Origin of the sequence: Methanoregula sp. PtaB.Bin085 (assembly GCF_002067035.1) — an archaeon.
Taxonomy (GTDB): Archaea; Halobacteriota; Methanomicrobia; order Methanomicrobiales; family Methanospirillaceae; genus Methanoregula.
In genome coordinates, this window is record NZ_MVQB01000019.1 from 31,089 (window position 1) to 49,862 (window position 18,774).

Sequence of the window (18,774 nt, forward strand, 5' to 3'; positions counted from 1 at the left end):
GCATGCCACGGAAACGGAACCGGTTTACCCTTGACGATGACGGGATTGTCATCACGGGACGGCAGGTCCCGACGAAGGAAGACCAGGAAGAGGCTGACCGGGTTTTTGACAGGATCCTGAAGAACCGGAAACGCGCCTGAAGCAGCAATTCCCCCTTTGTCCTACACTATATATACCACAGGATTGAATCTCACTATACGGGTACCATGCCAGAAACAAGTCTCCTCGAACAGTGTAAAACATACGGGCCCAAGGAGTGGGCTCAGGTCGTTTTCCTTATCCTCATCCTGTTGGCCGGGGGATACCTGATCGTCTACAGCGTGTACAACATGACCGTCAACCACGATTCAACCATGTTCATGTTCTCCATTGCCATGTTCGGTGTCGGCTGCACGACGATATGGTTCGCGATGAGCCACGTGGAGATCGTTTCAACGGAAGAGAAACTCGAGGACATCACAAAGCGGCTGGACAAGATCATCGACAAGATAGAGAAACAGTAATCCTTTTTTGATGTTTCCTGTCAGGAAACAGATATTATCCCGAAACACGAATGTTATTGGCGTCAGTATGGGCCTGTGGCTTAGCCTGGACATAGCGCCGGGCTTCTAACCCGGATGCCGGGGGTTCGAATCCCCCCAGGCCCGTTTTTTCCCATTGGCGGATTGCCGGTTCAGGCTGCAAACACTGCAGGCACAATTCCCGGCGGGACTGGCATTTTTTTTATTAAAATCCTTTAGGTATCCAGCCTTGTGGCAGGGGGGATGGATGGTTCCGGCAATCGGGTATTCTTATCATCGGAAATCAGACGGGATAGATCCCTTTATCCGGGTCAGGACAGGGATCCCGGTGGATACACACGCGGATGCATGAACCGGAATTCCTCAAAGGAAAACCTGCCGTTTCAGGGAGGGTACCAGGAACAGGACTATTGCGCCGGACAGCGCAACCACACCTGCCACCAGCGTTTTGTCAGGCCCGGCATAGAGAACTGTACCTGTCGCGGAGACCGGATCCATGCCGGTCATGATCAGCCAGGCACCGGTAATCCCGAGAAGGCAGGCCACTCCGTACTGCATGATGGCGGTGGAACGGCCGGAGAGAGAGGATGACCCCGGGCCGGGGAGACCCGCGCACCCTCCGAGAACAATGAAAGCCGATGCAAGGCCAAACACCCATTCCGAAGGATTTGTAAGTTCCATCACCAGGAACTGCAGGAACCCGCCCGTGACCGGTACGAACGGGAACATGCCGTGCAGCGGGAAGAACCAGGTCACCGGCTGTGTCCACATCAGGTCAAGGAGCTGGTGGACAAGCACCGTGCCGGCAAATGCGATGCCGATAATGCTCCTGTACCGGTGCCAGACAATGAGTGCGGCAAGCGCGGTGACACCGGCAAAAAGCAGGGTGTGCCCGATTGTCCGCGTTGATCCGATGAGGCCCGGTATCAGGAAGACAAGCGTTTTATCGAGAAGGTCGGGAAAGAGGGAACCGGCAACACACACCGGGACCAGGCGCCGGTCATTGCAGAGAGAAAAGAACCCAAGCCCGACAAGGAGACCGGTGAAGAGGTGGGCAAAAAGATACATCGGGACGCCTTCCCGGGATTCAGCCGTGATCCCGGTACCGGAAAAAATTACTGGGGTCCCTGCCCGTCAGAGGCAGCGCCGTCAATGGGTTTCTGCAGGATCTGGACATCCGCGATGTTGTGCTGGCGCAGCGAGAGCTTCTTGGCCTTGAAGATGTTCTTGCCGTCCTTGCCGATCGCGATTCCGCGGTCTTCGTCCCGGACTTCCACGGTTGCAGTTGTCTGGTCACCTTCGCCATCGAACCTGATTGACGTGACCTGAGCGGGAAGGAAGCAGTTTTTAAGGAACTGTTCGACGTTGCTGTTGTACTCCACGACCTCGATCTTCTTGCCCATGACCTCAGATGCCTTCTTGATGGAGGCGCCCTTCTTGCCAATGGCAAGGCCCATGTCTCCGGGGTTGATGACGAAGATGAGCCGGCCGTTGCGTTCATCGACCACGCAGTCACGGCTGCCTGCACCGGTCAGGCTCTCGAACTGGGAGATGAGGCGCATGCAGTCCTCGGTCAGTTTGACTTCGACCATAGCTGTCCCCCGTTTCAGGCCCTCTTGAGGGAGAGTATGTCTGATTCGCCGGGAGTGACGATGGCAAGGGTGCTTACCATGAACGGCTTACCGCAGGCCTTGCCCAGCGCGACACTCGAACCCTCGAAGGTGTGGATGAAGAGGTTCTCGTATCCCGCAAGTTTTGACCTGAATGCCGCCGGGCAGTTGCCTGCAACGACGACCATCTGGGCCTTGCCCTCTTTTACGCATTTTTCCGTGTTGTTCTGGCCAAGAATAACGTTTCCTGTCTTGATAGCTCTTCTGAGTGAGGCATTAAAATCCATGTACAATTCCTCGTAAATTTTTTAGGGGGTTAGTTTTCCTGTTGTCTGACTGCGATCAGTTTTACATCGCCGGTACCGAGCTGGATCGGCTGGCCGACGATGACGTTCTCGGTTACACCGCTCAGTTCATCGACCTCGTTTGCCACGGCAGCGTCGAGCAGGTGGTTCACCGTCACTTCGAATGCGGCGCGGGAGAGGACGCTCTCCTTCTCACCGGCAATGCCGTGACGGCCGATCTGCTTGACCTCGCCTTCCATGCACATCATGTCCGCGACAAGCATGAGATGACGGACATCCACGAGGATACCCTGTTCGTTGAGGGTGGATACCGCTTCGTGGATGATTGCGTTTCTCGCTGCCTCGACACCGAGGACTGAGGCGATCTCGCTGATGTTGTTGGTGCGGGTCCGTGTGGTATCCACACCCACGACATCAAAGACATCCTTAAGGTTGGATCCTTCAGTATAAAGTATATACTCCCCGGTCTCCTTTCTCACGACGACCCGGAGGATGTCGTCAATGCCCTGCACGATAACGTTCCTGACGTGCTCGGCAAGCTGAAAGAGGTTCTGGTAACTCTCACGGTCCTTGGGCGAGAAGATGATCGTGGCCTTTGCCTCGTCGATATCGTGCTCGAAATCGCGGTAGTGGCGGCGGTCGCGGATCTTCTTGGGAGCGGTTTCCATGATCTGCTGGGGCGCGATCTTGCGCTTGTCGCAGACCTTGGTGTTGAGGTGGACGACAACGTGCATGTTCTCCATGTCGGTGGTAATGTCCCCGAACTCGTGGAGGGGAGCCGCCTCGATCTGCCAGCTGACTTCCCGCGCCTTGTCGCGGTCGTTGGCATACTCCGGCTCGAGATACACGGTCATCGTGGGGGTCGAGGGCTCCTTGCGTGCATCCATGATCTCGATGAGGCGCGGGAGACCGAGGGTTACGTTGATCTCGGCCACACCCGCATAGTGGAACGTCCGCATCGTCATCTGCGTGCCTGGCTCCCCGATCGACTGGGCAGCGATGATACCGACAGCCTCGCAGGCTTCGATCCGGGTGCTCTGGTACTCGGCGAGCACGCGCTCGAGGATATGCTTGAACTGGGCATCGGAGATCTCCTTCTCGTCAAGGAACTTCTTCAGCTGGTCCTTCGTCTTCTGCGGGAGGTCGGCAGCATCGATCTTCTTTGCGTATTTCTCTGCAAGTACCATGTTATACCTCCTCCTTGAGGATACTCTCGACAATGCCCTTGACATCGACCGGGTCGCCGAATGCGCTCTTGGTCGGGTCGGTCCCGTCCTCCCCGTACTCGAACTGGATGATACGTCCGCCCGTGGTCCTGACAGTTCCATCATACGCGACCTTGAGGTCCTGCAGTGCGTTGATCATCCTGCGCTGGAGGTACCCGCTCTGGGACGTACGGACTGCCGTATCGACAAGACCTTCGCGCCCTCCGATCGCGTGGAAGAAGAACTCGGTCGGGTTCAGCCCGCCCTTGTAGCTGTGCTGGATGAACCCGTGGGCATCCGAGCCGCGGTCGCCCTTCCGGAAGTGCGGGAGGGTACGATCGTCGTAGCCCCGGACAATGCGTTCACCACGGACAGACTGCTGGCCGATACAACCGGCCATCTGGGTCAGGTTCAGCATGGACCCGCGGGCACCGGAGACCGCCATCACGACAGCACTGTTGCCAAGACCCAGGTGCCGCCCGGCAATCTGACCGGTCTGATCACGGGCCTTGCCGAGCACCTGCATGATCTGCATCTCGAGCGTCTCCTCAACCGTGCGCCCGGGCATCGGTTCGAGCTGACCGTCCTCGTAGATCTTGATCCGTCGGGTAACATCGAGCGCCGCGTTCTTCAGTACCTCGTCGATCTGGCCGTACTCGGTCTTGGAGAGGTCTTCGTCATCGATACCGAACGAGAACCCGTCGAACATGATGGCACGAATCGAGAGCTTTGTCAGGTCGTCGATGAACACCGACGCACGTTTCATGCCCTGCTGGCGGATGATACGGTTGACGATCTGGCCGTCGAATGCACCGATCGCTTTTTTGTCGATCGTACCGCATTCCAGCTTGCCGTCAATGATCCGGACATATGCATCACGGTCGCAGAGCTCCTTCTTACAGGTGTCGCAGTTCTGGCAGGAACTTGCCCGGAAGACCATGTTGAGGTGCTCGGGCAGGATCTGCGAGAAGACCTGCTTGTTGCTCCAGTATTCCACACCACCCTCCTTTTTGCCTGGCGGGGGCATGTGTTCGATATTGGTATACCGCAGGAGATAGAGTGCCTCTTCCTTGGTGAACCAGCGGGTGTCATGCGTGAGCATGAAGATACCCGAGACATGGTCGTGGATACCTCCGATAATGGGACCGCCGAACCGGGGCGACAGGATGTTCTCGTGGACGGAGAGGAGGATGTTTGCCTCTGCCCGGGCCTCCTCGGTCTGGGGCACGTGCATATTCATCTCGTCGCCATCGAAGTCGGCGTTGTAGGGAGGGCAGACCGCGGGATTGAGCCGGAAGGTCCTGCCTTCCATCACCTTGACGCGGTGGGCCATGATGCTCATCCTGTGCAGTGAGGGCTGCCGGTTGAAGAGCACGACATCATTGTCCCGGAGCTGCCGTTCGACCGTCCAGCCGGGCTCGATCATGTCGGCAACCGTATCCAGGTTGTCCGCACCGAGGCGCAGGCGCCTGTTGTCGGGCCGGATCACGTAGTTTGCGCCGCACGGGGCGTTGACATTGGGGCGGAGAGGCCCGGTCCGGACGATCTGCTTGAGCTCCTCGATGTTGTACGCGGTCACGCGGACCGGGATGGTCATCTCGTTTGCCACGGCACGCGGCACGCCGACCTGCGAAACCGAGAGGTTCGGATCGGGGGAGATGACGGTACGGCTCGAGAAGTTCACACGCTTACCGGACAGTGAACCACGGAACCGCCCGTCCTTGCCCTTGAGACGCTGCGAGAGCGTCTTGAGGGGACGGCCGCTGCGGTGGCGGGCAGGAGGACAGCCGGCAACCTCGTTGTCGAGGTAGGTTGTCACGTGGTACTGCAGGAGTTCCCAGAGATCCTCGATGATCAGCTGGGGCGCACCCGCATCCTGGTTCTCCTTGAACCGCTGGTTGATACGTATGATATCCACGAGCTTGTGGGTAAGGTCGTCTTCCGACCGCTGGCCGTTCTCGAGGATAATCGAAGGCCGCATCGTGACCGGCGGGACCGGAAGGACCGTGAGGATGGTCCACTCGGGCCGGGCAACGTCCGGGTTGATACCAAGCGGGATTAAGTCCTCGTTCGGGATCTTCTCCATCCGGGCCCGGATGTCGGCAGGAGTGAGCTTGTGCTCAACCTTCTTGCCGTCCTCGATCATGACCTCGGAGAAGGTTGTCGGCTTCTCGAAGTTGATCTTGAGCTGCTGCTCGCCGCAGTGGGGGCAGACGCGCTCCTTCTTGACATCTTTTTCCGAAAGGATGTCACCGGTCTGGTCGTCTTCCGTGCCGACAACTTTCTCGATCTCCTCGGGGGAGAGGAGCACCCGGCCGCAGGCGCGGCAGGTGACACGCAGGAGTTTCCGGATGAGCCGCGTATACCCGACATGGATTACGGGTTTTGCCAGTTCGATGTGGCCGAAGTGGCCGGGGCATTCGCTTGCCTTCTGGTCGCAGGTCTTGCAGCGGAGACCGGGGTCGATAACCCCGAGGTTGAGATCCATGAGCCCCTGGGGATACGGGAACCCGTCGTCATCATAGGTGTCCGCCCAGATGATCTTCCGGACGCTCATCTCGCGGATCTCCTTGGGGGATAACAGGCCGAACTCGATCTGCCCGATACGTTTTGGGGATGGCATGTTACACCACGTCCTGTAATTTCAGTCTTGGGGCTATGCCCATGCTCTTCATCTCGTCAAGCAGAAGCTTGAACGCGTAACTCATCTCGACCGAGTAGATATCGGTCTCGTTGCCGCAGGCAAGGCAGCGGGTCATGTTGCGCTTGCGGTCGAGCATCGCGACCATGCCGCAGTGGGCGCAGACATACTCCTGCACTTTGTCGGACTCGTCAAGGAGACGCTCCTTGAGGGCCATGGCGGCGCCGTGGCCGATCATGACATCGCGCTCCATCTCACCGAACCGGAGACCGCCTTCCCGGGCGCGGCCTTCAGTCGGCTGGCGTGTCAGGACCTGCACCGGACCGCGGGAGCGGGCGTGCATCTTGGACGACACCATGTGGTAGAGCTTCTGGTAGTAGATGACACCAATGTAGATGTCAGCCTTGAAGACCTTGCCGGTGATGCCGTCATACATGACTTCGCGGCCATTATGGGCAAACCCGAGTTTCTTTAAGGATGCGCGGATGTCCGCCTCGCTCTCGCCGCCAAAGGCGGTACCGTTGATCCGCCGGCCTTCGAGTGAGCCGACCTTTCCGCCAATCATCTCGAGCATGTGCCCGATGGTCATCCGGCTCGGGATGGCGTGGGGGTTGATGACGAGGTCAGGGGAGAGGCCGCTCTCGGTGAACGGCATATCCTCCTGGTGGGCGATGAGCCCGACAACTCCCTTCTGCCCGTGGCGGGACGCGAACTTGTCGCCGACTTCCGGCACGCGGAGGTCGCGGGTGCGGACCTTGACAAGGCGGGAGCTGTTCTCTCCCTCGGTGATGATGACAGTGTCGACAATACCGTGCTCGTTTGAGCGCATCGTAACGGACGTGTCGCGGCGCTTCTCGACCGCGATCAGCTCGCCGCTCGGCTCCTCGAGGAACCGGGGCGGTGAGGTCTTGCCGATCAGAACGTCCTTCTCGGCAACCACGGTCTCGGGGTTGATGACCCCGTCCTCGTCCAGGTTCTTGTAGGACTCGGCACCGTGGGCGCCGGCAACGTCCTCCTCGGGTACTTCGATCCGGTCGATCTGGCCGCCGGGGTAGCGGCGTTCCTCGCCCTCGTAGGTCCGGAAGAAGTGAGACCGTCCGAGGCCGCGCTCGATGGAAGCCTTGTTGAAGATGAGCGCATCTTCGATGTTGTAGCCTTCAAACGAGAGGATGGCGACCACGAAGTTCTGGCCGGCAGGCCGGTCATCCGAGCCGATCAGTTCCGACGTCTGGGTGTGGGTGAGGGGTTTCTGGCAGTAGTGGAGCAGGTGTCCGCGGGTGTCGGGGCGGAGCTTCATATTGGCTGCGCCGAAACCGAGCGCCTGTTTGACCATCCCTGCGCCCATCGTGACACGGGGACTTGCATTGTGCTCGGGGAACGGAACGTGAGCAGCACCAATACCGAGTATCAGGGAGGGGTCAATCTCGAGGTGAGTGTGCTCTGGCGTGATGTCCGCGGGGTTCATCGCGATGAGGAGATCTTCCTCCTCTTCTGCATCGATGAACTCGATAAGACCGCGCTGGACAAACGAGCTGATATCAGCTTCCTTCTTCTCGAGCTTGGCCAGGTCTTCGTCCGTGATGAGGGGTTCGCCGTTCTTCAGGACGATGAGCGGGCGCCGGGCGCGGCCCCGGTCGGTCAGGATAACGACGTCACCGTTGTACTCCTTGTGGGAAACGTTCACTTCCGACGGGATCGTTCCCTGCCGGCGCATGGATCGGATGGTTGCGACCAGCGCTTTCGGGTCGTCGACAAGGCCGATGAGGGCCCCGTCTGCAAAGACGCGTGATTTCTTGCTCATGATTCACCCCGGATGTGCTCGACACCAAGACTGTGCAGGATCTGCAGGATCTCCTCCTCGTTGTCGACACCCTTGCTGATCTCGACCATCTGGGCGAAGTTCTTCACAAGACCGCAGTTCGGGCCTTCAGGTGTCTCGCTCGGGCAGATACGGCCCCACTGGGTGGGGTGCAGGTCACGGGCCTCGAAGTGGGGCTGGGACCGGGAGAGCGGCGATATAACACGGCGCAGGTGCGAGAGCACGGCCATGTGGTCCACGCGGTCGAGGAGCTGGGAGACACCGGTCCTCCCGCCCACCCAGTTACCGGTGGCGAGCGGGTGGAGGAGGCGCTCGGTCAGGACGTCTGCGCGGACAGCGGTTGCGATCGAGAGGTCGCGGTGGCGCATGCTGGCGCGCTCAAGCTGGTACTTGATGTCCCTGGTCAGGCGGTTGAGCGAGATCCGGAAGAGGTCCTCCATCAGGTCGCCCGCCAGTTTCAGCCGCTTGTTTGAGTAGTGGTCTTTATCATCGATCCTGCGCTTGTTCAGCACGAGATCGAAACAGGCCTCTGCCATGCGGCCGAGGAAGTGGGCCTTGGCAAGCCGGACCGAGAGGACAGCTTCCTGATAGCCCTCGTCGCCTTCCTTGAGGTTGGCCGGCATCGCGTAGTTGAGGTGTGGCAGGAGGTAGTTGTCAAGGACGAACTCCGCACGCTTGCGCTGGTAGTCCTTGGTCTGGTTCGGCGCCAGCTTCTTGCCCACGTACATGACGCCGCCATCGACAGAGTCGCATTCGCTCTCCTCGAGGTTCTGCATCATGAAGGTCAGGATATCCTCGTCGGTCGATACCGCGTTCACGACCTCCTGGTCGTTGGTCATGCCCAGCGCCCGCATCAGGTCCACGAACTTGAGGTGGCCTGCTACGGACGGGAAGGAGACCTCGAGGAGGTTCTTCTTGTTCCGCTCCACGACAACCAGTGCGCGGTACCCGCGGAACTGGGAGAATACCTTCGCTACGTAGATCCGCTCGTTGTAGCGCTCGGTGAACTCCGTCATGATCTTGTTGGACGCGAGGTCCTCGAGCGTCATCAGCACGCGCTCGGTCCCGTTGACGATGAAATACCCGCCGGCATCGAATGCGTCCTCGCCATGGGCAATCCGCTGCGCATCGTCCATGCCGTACAGGTTGCAGGCCAGCGAGCCGACCATAATGGGCAGCTGTCCGATGGTCGTGACGATCGGGTCCTGCCGGTCCTCGCCGTGGACGAGGGTGAGGCTGAGCTGGATCGGTGCCGCATACGTCAGGTTGCGCAGCCGCGCTTCCGACGGGTACAGCTCACCCTGAGATCCGTCTGCTTCCCGCACGAGAGGCTTTTTTACCTCGATTGACCCCAGTTCGACCCAGACGGGATCGTTGTTCTTGCCGCGGTTCTCGATGTCGGTCTCGATAATCCGCTGCTCGTTGACCACTTTCTGAAGATTGTGTTTCAGGAAATAATTGAAGGAGTCAAGCTGGTGGCGCGCAACATGCTCCCGTGAAAAATACGCCCTCGATAAAATACTTCTGTCAATCAGACTGACCAACCCCGGAATTACTTCTTTGGTCTCCTGACAACGAGACGGTACGCCTCGGCCCTGCCGGCCGTGTGACTCGCCCGTATGATTCGTATGACGTCGTCAGCGTTCGCGCCGATCTCCTTTACTGCAGGATCGTCATGGTAGATTTTTGGCAATTGCTCGGTTGTGATATTGTAACGCTCAAGAAGTTTTGAAACATCTTCCTCGCTCATGATTTTGTGTTCAGGCACCATTACGTGGTCCAGCACAGTCAGTTTGGTGCTCAATGAAAACCCCCCTCCCGGATGAACAGATTTCCTCTCAGATGCATCACCGCAAAAAACCCACGATTCCTCGTGGCAACGGGCCCGGAGGGATTTGAACCCCCGACCACCTGGTTAAAAGCCAGGCGCTCTACCGAACTGAGCTACGAACCCCGGAATTTATAAAGATGTACAGCATTATAACAATGCCAGAAAACTATTTAAAGATTCTTACCGATCCAGCTCCTGATTGCCGTACTGCCGTCAGGCTCCTGAGCTGAATTTTCCGCTGAGTTCACTGAGCCTTTTTTCGTCGGCAAGTATCTTTGCCTCGAGCCTGCTGATGGCAGCAAGATCGTCAGCGGGGACTTCCCTTCCGGGCAGATGCGTGCCGCTGGATTTTTTGAGAACGACAAGAAGATTTTTATCTACCTCGATGCTCTTTCTGAGGGCAGTATATTCACTGACAAGCGAAGGATCGACACCCTTGTCCTTTGCCTGCATTGCCTCGGTTTTTACTGCCTCACGGCGTGCAAATATCCGGTTGATCGATTCCAGCAGCAGGGCGGGGTTGACCGGCTTCGACACAAAATCCTCGATATTCATGCGGTGCGCCTCGGCTTCTTCCGGAGTGATCTTCTTTGCCGAGAACATGAGGACGGGCAGGTCGGACAATGACGGATCGGCCTTGATCCTGCCAAGGGTTTCCCAGCCGTCCATGGGTTCCATCATGATATCCAGAAGAATCAGGTCAGGCCGCATGGTCGACAGTGTGGCGAGCGCTTCCTCCCCCCCGTGGCAGGCAACCGGGTTGAATCCCTTGCGTTTCAGGAGCGCCACAAGCCCGTCGACGATGTAGGGGCTGTCATCCACAATAAGAATCGTTGGTTCCACGATAGATATTCCTCACGGGTATTTTCTGCACAATTCAGGCAGGGCCGCATGCAGGCGGGTCAATCCCACTCCGGGATACTGTTTGCCTGCATGGTATTTCTGACAGCTGCAGAACGGGGACGTTACTGGTTCCCGGCGGGTTTGTTCCCCGACATCTCTTCCTTGATCTGCTGGAGACGGTTTTCCTGGAACTTGATATTCATCTCCATACTTTTTATTGCCCGGGAGATCTCGTCGCTCACGCGGACTTTGGAGTCATTGAAATTATAGGTCGTCTCAAGGATCTTCATGAGACGGCGGTTGACGTCGATGCTCTTGCTGAGCCGGGCATATTCGGAGATGATCTCGGCATCAAACCCGGACTGCCGGGCAAGGTCCATATCGGACTTGATGGACTGCCGGCGGTTGAGTACGTGCTCGATCGCATCATAGAGTTCGCGGTGGGTGATCGGTTTTAACACATAATCCTCGATATAAATCCCATATTCCTGCGCTTCGGCCGGAGTGAGCTGTTTTGCCGTCAGCATCAGAACCGGGATCTCCTTAGTAGCCGGGTCTTCCTTGATACGTTCAAGGGTTTCCCAGCCGTCCATCGGTTCCATCATGATATCGAGAAGGATAAGATCGGGAGTAACCGTCTTGAGGATCTCAAGGCATTCGTCCCCGCCATACGCAGCAACCGTCCGGTACCCCCCGCGTTCGAGCATGGTAACAAATACGTCTACGATAAACGGGCTGTCGTCAACCACCAGTATGGTATACATCACATAGCCTCTCCGATCTTCTTTGCCACCGCAAGCATCTCCGCATGTACTTTAACCGGATCTGCAGTATCGCTTATGATGGCTGCAATAAGAAAATTTTCCCCTGCACCCATGATCAGAATGGAAGTATCCTGTGCACGGATGGTGACCGAGAGCAGGGACCTGCTCCTGATGATACTCCCCACAGATTCCGCCGACGCAAGGATCGTCGCAGACAGAGCTCCGAACCACGGCTCGTTGAGCTCGCGGTCAAAATATTTTCCTGATATTATCCCGTCCCGGGATACAAGGGCACATGCTGAAATCCCGTTTATGGAACGGATTGTGTCGATATACGCAGAGATCTTGTCCTTTAACATGCTTTCGCTCCAGCTGCACTACCCTGTGTAATTCATAATACCTGATAGAAGCATAAAAACGTATTGTTTTTTTGTATACCCAAAAAAACGGTTCTTTGAATAGTCCGGGACAATTGCAGGTCAAAAACGCATTCTGCTCCGGATATCCGCCGGCTGTGGAACGCGGCAGGCTCCGCAACGGCATGACCGTGCTGCCGTGTCCTGCTGATGATGCCTGCCAGCTCCCGATTCAGTGACCGCGCAAAAACCACACAGGATCCTGTCAGAGCCGCCCGCTTCAATAATCAATATATACCTTTCTCCCCAACAGATGGAAATAGGAAATAGAGATGTTCCGGGCATTTACCATCACTTCAGGAAAAGGCGGGGTGGGAAAAACAACCCTCGCGGTGAACCTTGGGATATCACTTGCGCTTCTCGACCGGGAAACCTATATCCTTGACGCCGATATCGGCATGGCGAACATGGCCCTGATCCTCGGGATGGATGAGGTCCCGGTGACGCTTCACGAGGTGCTTGCGGGGAAAGCAGATATCGAGGACGCAATCTACGAAGGCCCGGCCGGTGTGAAGGTCGTGCCAAGCGGGATCTCGCTGCAGGGGTTCCAGCAGGCCGATCCCGACAAGCTCCGGGACGTCATGCACAAGCTCGTTGACCGGTGCGAGTTCCTCCTGATCGATGCCCCGAGCGGGATCTCGAAGGAGGGGGTCGTCCCCCTCTCTGTCGCCGATCAGGTTATCCTTGTCGTGAACCCGGAACTTGCTTCGATGGCGGATGCCCTCAAGACCAAGATCCTCTGCGAGGTGATGGGCGGAAACGTGTACGGTGCTATCCTGAACCGTGCAGGTCAGGAGCACACGGAACTCCGTTCGCAGAGCGTCGAGGATGTCCTGGGGGTCCGGGTCATTGATGTCGTGCCGGAGGATGCAAGCGTTCGCCGGGCTGCTGCCTACAAGACGCCGTGCGTGCTGAAGTATCCGGGGACCGGGGCGTCCAGGGCATTCAAGCGGATCGCGGCCCAGATGTCTGGCGTGGAATATGAAGATGACGCCGGCGAGCCCAAACAGGAAGGATTCGTGGACCGGCTCGCCCGCGCAGTATTCAGGTGATAGCATTCTGAATATTTTTGGAGTGATCATGGCATACGAAGGATACATGCTGGTGTTGTTTGGCGCAGTGATCGTAGTCCAGCAGTTTATCATCTATCTCATGTATGTCCGGATCCGCCAGCTGCTGGACGAGATCGATGCTATCGAAGGCAAGATCAAGATAACGGATACTGAACTCGAGAACCTGATCTCGCGGGTCGAAGAATTCAAGCGTGGCCCGATCTGAGCCTCAGCTCTTTTTTTATTCAGCATATCCACTTCAGCGAAATTTTCTTTTGTTGCAAACGGTATCTCCCGGTGATCGGAGGACTGAGGCGAGGGGATTGCGGGCGGCGCCGGCCTTCGGTTTTTTCTCCTCCCTCACATTGCCTTCGGAGGGGTTTCGATGTCGAAGAGCCTGCAGATCTTCTTCATCACCACCCTGCGTCGGCAGGGTTCAGAAATCGGAGAACGCGGACGGTTTCTTCCCTTTCTCCATCCCCCTTCGGCGGGATTCAGGAATAACAAGATACATAAACGATATCATCCAATAGTAGGAGAGCGGGGCCATAGGGTAGCCTGGCCATCCTAGGAGACTGGGGGTCTTCTGACCTGAGTTCAAATCTCAGTGGCCCCATTTACTTTTCTTTTTCATCAGGCTTTTCTCTGTTCCTCCCGTAGGACGTCCTGTGCCGGTGTATTCTGTATGATACAATCTGACTGCAGTTTTCGTCCCTGGTTTTTTCAGGTACCCCTATTGATACCATTACCTGGATCTGTCCTTCAGATACTCCCGGATTGTCTCAACCCTTTTCTTATACTAACGGGACGATAAATACTGGAAGATGTCCGTCTATTCCAGAGATAGCGAAACGCATTACTTCGATGAGATTACAATATTACGGGCTCTGGCAATCATGGCTGTGATTAGCATCCATGTCAGTGGGGCCTTTGTCTTCATGGATTCTAGTAATTTTCTTGCAGTTGTCTATATGGCAATTAACGCCTTTTCATCATTTGCTGTTCCGCTTTTCATCTGTATCAGCGGTTTTGTCCTTTTCAACAAGTACCCTGATAATATTGATCTCATGGTTTTTTACCGGAGACGACTGGTCGTCTTACTCCCTCCGTATCTCTTTTTCTCCATAATTTCCCTTATTCTGGAACAACAGAGGGGTCTCAATTATGATCTCCCTGCGATTCTATTCAAATTTTTTACCGGGGGTTGGATTTCCTCGTACTGGTTCATTGTTCTCATAATCCAGGTATACCTCGCCTATCCGCTTCTGCAAAAAATATTCTCCTGGTGCAGGATTCATAACAAAATACCGGACCTCCTCGTCATTACATTTCTTGGAGGAGTGGTCTATAATGGGTATATCGTGCCTTCTGTGTTTAATCAGATTGCAGCTGATCCTTCCGGAATAAGTGTTATTACGAGATTTTCCGCCTTCCTTTTCTATTTTTTTCTTGGTATGGCCGCTATGGACAGAAATGAGGAATTTTTTCCAAGAATTATTACAAAAACAGGGATTCGTTATTATCCAATCCCACTGCTCATCGGGACAACACTCGGGATAATCGCCATCTCCCAGCTTTTTCTCGGGAACAAACCGGACATTGCCCGAATCCTCCCCCTCTATGCCTGGAACTGGATTGTTGCTTTTATCCTGCCGTTATACTACCTAGTGATTTTTGGCATATGCTCTCTGATTTCCACTGCTTTTGTTTCTCAGAAAAATACCATGTACACGCTGCTGGACACAATAGGTCATTACTCATTTGGGATTTTTCTCGTACATCTGTTCATGTTAAGCGAGATAATCACGATCTTGAATCGTGCCGGATTCGGCTGGGAGAATTACCTGTTTTATCCGATCACATTCACCTTGATATTAACCTCCAGTCTTTTTATCATCGCGATAATTCAGAAAATACCCGGAGGTCGCCTGATTACGGGGGGTACGAGATAAGGCGAACGATCCTGCACCGTTGCGATCACGATATTACTGAATGGATTTCATGCTGCTCCGGTTCTGTAGATTTCCTATGGTTTATCCGCCATTATAGCTAACATCTGTCAGTACTCTATGAAGCTCACGGACACCTGCATCGGCTGCCTCCTTTCCCGCGTCGAATTCGAATGCGATCTTGCCGGGGCAGGGCCTGCCTGCACCCGGGAGACGGTTACTGCATGCCGCTCGATGCTTATGTCCATGCGGGACTCGCCGCTCCTCCATCCCCAGATAGCCAGCGCCATGCATCGCGAGGCATGCCGGATGATCGGGAATCCCGACCCTTTCCGGGATCTGAAATCGGCGGGCAACGAACAGGCCATGGCGGTCTGCCGCACGGTCCGGCCGAAACTGGAGAGTTTCCGTGACTATGTCCTTGCGAGCGTCATCGGGAACACCTTCGACTACGCGGTCAAAGACCATGACGTGACTGCTGATTTCTCCCGCTTCTTCGACACCGAATTCAGAAAAGGGCTCGACATCGATGACACGGACCGGATCCTGGAACGCTGCAGCCGCGTTGTCTACATCACGGACAACTGTGGCGAGATTGTCTTCGACCGGCTTCTGGTGGATTTCCTGAAAGCCAGAGGATCCCATGTCACGGTCGCTGTCCGCGATGCCCCGATCCTGAACGACGCCACGATGGAAGACGCCCTTGCTCTCGGTTTCGACAGGGTTGCCGATCTCCTGACAACGACCGGCGGCGGTGCCGAGATCGGTCTTGACCTTGCCAAGATGCCGTCGGATCTCGCAAGTGCTATCGACAACTGTACCATTATCATTGCGAAAGGGATGGCCAACTACGAGTCCCTCAGCGAGTACCGCGACATGCCGCCGGTTGCGTACCTGATGTGCGTGAAATGTGAGATGATCGCACAGGACTCGGGGATCGCACGCGGGTCGAAGATCGCATTGTTACGGGTGTAACATCGCACTTTTCTCATGGTTCAGATCTGATAACCTTACTCAGCGCGAAGATCACTATGCTGAAGGGACAGAAGGAAGTTTATCCCACATCGCACCGGCCAAGATTCATCCTTTGGCCGTACAATGGAATTCCCGTTTTAATCCGCTGCCGGTGCGCTTTCCCGCTGAAAAACCGGTTTTTCATGAACGGTACAGGAATTTTCCCATAGAATTTTAAGATGGGACACAAAGAACATGTGATCATGGTACTAATGGACGGAGTAACCTTCGGCTGGATCCTCATCATCGTGGGAGCTGTTCTGCTCCTGATTGAGGTAAACAGCCCGGGGTTTTTCGCTGCAGTTCCTGCAACAATCCTGATCATCTTCGGGATTCTCCTGGTCATGGGGATGGATGTCTTCATCTACCCGTGGGGGATCGTCCTCGCTGTAGCGGTTGCAATCATTGCATCTTATATTACCATCCGCGTGTACAGCACGATGACACCGAAGATGGTTCCGACCACCCTCAGCCGCGACTCGGTTGTCGGGATGGAAGGGACGGTGAAGGTCCCGGTCGATGCTTCCACGATCTCCGGAAAAGTGGTCATCGGCTCAACGGAGTGGAGTGCCCACTCGACCGGCAGCACGATTGCTGCCGGGAAAAAAGTGAAGGTTGTCGCATCCGAAGGAGTACATATCGTTGTTGAAGAGGTAGCATAACATGGATTTCTTTACCGTATTGCTTGCACTTATCCTGATCTTCGTCATCGTGTATATTGCATCGAAGAGCCTCGTAGTCGTCGAACCGTATGAACAGGGCCTCAAGATACGGCTCGGACAATACATCGGGCGGATGAACCAGGGGCTGAACCCGATCGTTCCGTTCCTGACCACGGTCGTGAAGCTCGACCTCCGTACTCAGGTCATGGACGTCCCGAGCCAGGAAGTGATCACAAAAGATAACTCGCCAACGAACGTTGATGCCATCATCTATATCCGGGTCATCGACCCTGAAAAGGCATACTTCGAGGTAGCAAATTACCGGCTTGCAACAGTTGCCCTTGCCCAGACAAGCCTCCGTGGCATCATCGGGGATATGGAGCTGGACGAGGTGCTCTATAACCGGGATGTCATCAATGCCAAGCTCCGCGATATCCTCGACCGGGAGACCGACCAGTGGGGTGTCAAGGTCGAGCGGGTCGAGATCAAGGAAGTGGACCCGATCGAGGCCGTCAAGAACGCGATGACCGAGCAGACCGCCGCGGAACGTGCACGGCGTGCAGCCATCCTCCGTGCCGACGGTGAGAAACGCTCGGCCATCCTCAAGGCAGAGGGTCTCCGGCAGAGCATGATCCTCGAGGCGGAGGGAGAGCGGCAGAGCAAGGTCCTCAAGGCCGAGGGTGAGAGGCTCTCCAAGATCCTGCAGGCGCAGGGTGAGGCACAGGGACTCCGCATCCTCTCGGTTGGTGCCCAGCCGCTTGACAACCGGGCCATCACTGTCCTCTCGCTCAACGCCCTCAAGACCATGGCAGCAGGGCAGGCAACCAAGATCATCTTCCCCTTCGAGGTCTCCCAGCTCATACGCCAGGGTGCGAAGTTCCTCGGCGCAACCGAAGAAACGGCCAAGGACATTGCCGGACGGCCGGTCATGGACGACTCCATCCTCGGAAACATCCCGCAGCGCGAGGAGGTCGACGCAATCCTCAAGGAGATCCAGGACGCGGTCCCGCAGGTCTCCGAGGAAGAACTCAAGGACACCAGCAAGCGTAAAGTCACTGGAGAGAAACTCGACGACACGTCAAAGGCAGAATAATCCACTTCTCTTAACTTTTTTCTCCTGTTCCCGTTCGCGATGGTTTTTACCTGATCCCGTTCAACAACGGAATCAGGCATGCACCTGCACCCGAACTTCAAGAACACCATCGCTGCCTCGCCCTACATCTTCACCATCGGCGTAGCGGGCGACAGCGGATCGGGAAAGACCACGTTCACGCAGGGCATCCGCGACATCTTCGGCAGCGATCTTGTCTCCACAATCACCCTTGACGATTACCATCGCCTCGACCGGGAAGGTCGGGCACGCGAAGGCCTGACAGCCCTCAACCCGGCAGCCAACCGGATCGAACTTCTCGAACAGCATCTTGTCATGCTCCGGCGCGGAGTGCCGATCGAGAAGCCGGTCTACAACCACACTACCGGGACATTCGATCCGCCGGTCATCTTCCGCCCCACAAAGATCCTGATCCTCGAGGGGCTGCACACCCTCCTCACTCCTGTATTGCGCAGGTACCTTGACTTCACGCTCTTTGTCGACCCTGTCCGCGGGGTGAAGTACGACTGGAAACTGAAAAGGGATATGGCAAAACGGGGATATTCGAAGGAAGCCGTGCTCGGGGAGATCGTGAAGCGCGAACCGGAGTACGAGAGATACATTGCCCCGCAGAAAGAGTTTGCCGATGCGGTCATCGGGATCGATTACTCGGAGTATGGCAGGGCGCTCGGAAACGAACGGGACGTGTACCGGGTCACCCTCTCCCAGCACCGGATGAAGCATACGATTGAGAACATCGACCTTTCCCTTGATCTCTACTCGATCCTCTCCCTTTCCGAGCGGAACTTTGCCCTGGAGTTCCAGACCTGCGGGAAAGGCGGGGACCGGATGGGCGAACTGGTGATCGACGGCGAACTGAGTGCGCATGTCGTGAACAGGCTGGAGAGGAGCATTGAAGAGCAGACAGGAGTCCGCCCGATCTCGATCTTCCGGCACCGGCAGTATGTCACCGCTGCCGATCTGGCAAAACTGATTCTCTGCTGGCGCATTATCCACCGGCGGATCTTCGTGGAACAGCAGGGATAAAAAAG

20 protein-coding genes and 3 tRNA genes are annotated in these 18,774 nt (G+C 56.3%); 11 read left to right on the forward strand and 12 right to left on the reverse strand.

Annotation, left to right across the window (positions count from 1 at the left end; genetic code table 11):
• The first annotated feature begins 2 nt into the window (after positions 1-2).
• The 3 genes from A4E33_RS03740 to A4E33_RS03750 all read left to right on the forward strand — a co-directional run bounded on the left by A4E33_RS03740 (position 3) and on the right by A4E33_RS03750 (position 647).
• Positions 3-140, forward strand: a complete 138-nt coding sequence (locus A4E33_RS03740; protein WP_292346347.1) for a hypothetical protein — start codon at positions 3-5, stop codon at positions 138-140.
• 66 nt (positions 141-206) lie between these two features.
• On the forward strand, positions 207-503 hold the full coding sequence (locus tag A4E33_RS03745) for a hypothetical protein (RefSeq protein ID WP_292346348.1): 297 nt from the start codon (positions 207-209) through the stop codon (positions 501-503).
• A 69-nt stretch (positions 504-572) separates the two neighbouring features.
• Positions 573-647, forward strand: a tRNA-Arg gene (locus tag A4E33_RS03750).
• A 237-nt stretch (positions 648-884) separates the two neighbouring features.
• Here A4E33_RS03750 and A4E33_RS03755 read toward each other — a convergent pair.
• The 12 genes from A4E33_RS03755 to A4E33_RS03810 all read right to left on the reverse strand — a co-directional run bounded on the left by A4E33_RS03755 (position 885) and on the right by A4E33_RS03810 (position 11,898).
• Positions 885-1,589 carry a metal-dependent hydrolase gene (locus tag A4E33_RS03755; protein ID WP_292346349.1) on the reverse strand — a complete coding sequence of 235 codons (705 nt, stop codon included), beginning with the start codon at positions 1,587-1,589 and terminating at the stop codon, positions 885-887.
• Positions 1,590-1,636: 47 nt separating this feature from the next.
• Complete coding sequence (locus A4E33_RS03760; RefSeq protein WP_292346350.1) at positions 1,637-2,113, reverse strand: NusA-like transcription termination signal-binding factor; 477 nt, start codon at positions 2,111-2,113, stop codon at positions 1,637-1,639.
• Positions 2,114-2,127: 14 nt separating this feature from the next.
• Positions 2,128-2,418 carry a 50S ribosomal protein L30e gene (locus A4E33_RS03765; RefSeq protein ID WP_292346351.1) on the reverse strand — a complete coding sequence of 97 codons (291 nt, stop codon included), beginning with the start codon at positions 2,416-2,418 and terminating at the stop codon, positions 2,128-2,130.
• 29 nt (positions 2,419-2,447) lie between these two features.
• Positions 2,448-3,668, reverse strand: a complete 1,221-nt coding sequence (gene rpoA2 / locus A4E33_RS03770) for a DNA-directed RNA polymerase subunit A'' (RefSeq protein WP_394334365.1) — start codon at positions 3,666-3,668, stop codon at positions 2,448-2,450.
• Positions 3,625-6,264, reverse strand: a complete 2,640-nt coding sequence (locus A4E33_RS03775) for a DNA-directed RNA polymerase subunit A' (RefSeq protein WP_292346353.1) — start codon at positions 6,262-6,264, stop codon at positions 3,625-3,627. Before A4E33_RS03775 ends, rpoA2 begins: the two co-directional genes overlap by 44 nt.
• Before the next feature lies 1 nt (position 6,265).
• Entirely contained in the window at positions 6,266-8,083 is a 1,818-nt protein-coding gene (gene rpoB / locus A4E33_RS03780; protein WP_292346354.1) for a DNA-directed RNA polymerase subunit B, read from the reverse strand.
• The gene (locus A4E33_RS03785; RefSeq protein WP_292346382.1) at positions 8,080-9,636 is read right to left on the reverse strand and encodes a DNA-directed RNA polymerase subunit B''; all 1,557 of its coding nucleotides are present in this window, start codon (positions 9,634-9,636) and stop codon (positions 8,080-8,082) included. The genes rpoB and A4E33_RS03785 overlap by 4 nt, the downstream gene beginning before the upstream one ends.
• A 17-nt stretch (positions 9,637-9,653) precedes the next feature.
• Positions 9,654-9,905: a DNA-directed RNA polymerase subunit H gene (locus A4E33_RS03790; protein ID WP_292346355.1), complete on the reverse strand. Its 252-nt coding sequence runs from the start codon at positions 9,903-9,905 to the stop codon at positions 9,654-9,656.
• A gap of 76 nt (positions 9,906-9,981) precedes the next feature.
• Positions 9,982-10,055: transfer RNA gene (locus tag A4E33_RS03795), tRNA-Lys, on the reverse strand.
• A gap of 90 nt (positions 10,056-10,145) precedes the next feature.
• The gene (locus A4E33_RS03800; protein ID WP_292346356.1) at positions 10,146-10,775 is read right to left on the reverse strand and encodes a response regulator; all 630 of its coding nucleotides are present in this window, start codon (positions 10,773-10,775) and stop codon (positions 10,146-10,148) included.
• Positions 10,776-10,897: 122 nt separating this feature from the next.
• Entirely contained in the window at positions 10,898-11,539 is a 642-nt protein-coding gene (locus tag A4E33_RS03805) for a response regulator (protein WP_292346357.1), read from the reverse strand.
• Complete coding sequence (locus tag A4E33_RS03810; RefSeq protein WP_292346358.1) at positions 11,539-11,898, reverse strand: roadblock/LC7 domain-containing protein; 360 nt, start codon at positions 11,896-11,898, stop codon at positions 11,539-11,541. The genes A4E33_RS03805 and A4E33_RS03810 overlap by 1 nt, the downstream gene beginning before the upstream one ends.
• A gap of 329 nt (positions 11,899-12,227) precedes the next feature.
• Here A4E33_RS03810 and minD point away from each other — a divergent pair, with 329 nt between their 5' ends.
• The 8 genes from minD to A4E33_RS03850 all read left to right on the forward strand — a co-directional run bounded on the left by minD (position 12,228) and on the right by A4E33_RS03850 (position 18,769).
• Positions 12,228-13,007 (forward strand): cell division ATPase MinD, encoded by a 780-nt coding sequence (gene minD, locus A4E33_RS03815; protein ID WP_292346359.1) that lies wholly within the window; start codon positions 12,228-12,230, stop codon positions 13,005-13,007.
• A 28-nt stretch (positions 13,008-13,035) separates the two neighbouring features.
• Entirely contained in the window at positions 13,036-13,233 is a 198-nt protein-coding gene (locus A4E33_RS03820; protein WP_292346360.1) for a hypothetical protein, read from the forward strand.
• A gap of 316 nt (positions 13,234-13,549) precedes the next feature.
• A tRNA-Pro gene (locus tag A4E33_RS03825) sits at positions 13,550-13,623 on the forward strand.
• A gap of 208 nt (positions 13,624-13,831) precedes the next feature.
• Positions 13,832-14,959 (forward strand): acyltransferase, encoded by a 1,128-nt coding sequence (locus tag A4E33_RS03830; protein WP_292346361.1) that lies wholly within the window; start codon positions 13,832-13,834, stop codon positions 14,957-14,959.
• A gap of 117 nt (positions 14,960-15,076) precedes the next feature.
• A complete protein-coding gene (locus A4E33_RS03835) occupies positions 15,077-15,931 on the forward strand; it encodes a DUF89 domain-containing protein (RefSeq protein WP_292346362.1) in 855 nt (284 codons plus the stop codon).
• A gap of 242 nt (positions 15,932-16,173) precedes the next feature.
• Positions 16,174-16,632 carry an NfeD family protein gene (locus A4E33_RS03840; protein ID WP_292346363.1) on the forward strand — a complete coding sequence of 153 codons (459 nt, stop codon included), beginning with the start codon at positions 16,174-16,176 and terminating at the stop codon, positions 16,630-16,632.
• A 1-nt stretch (position 16,633) separates the two neighbouring features.
• A complete protein-coding gene (locus A4E33_RS03845; protein ID WP_292346364.1) occupies positions 16,634-17,725 on the forward strand; it encodes an SPFH domain-containing protein in 1,092 nt (363 codons plus the stop codon).
• A gap of 78 nt (positions 17,726-17,803) precedes the next feature.
• On the forward strand, positions 17,804-18,769 hold the full coding sequence (locus tag A4E33_RS03850) for a phosphoribulokinase (RefSeq protein WP_292346365.1): 966 nt from the start codon (positions 17,804-17,806) through the stop codon (positions 18,767-18,769).
• Positions 18,770-18,774: the final 5 nt, after the last annotated feature.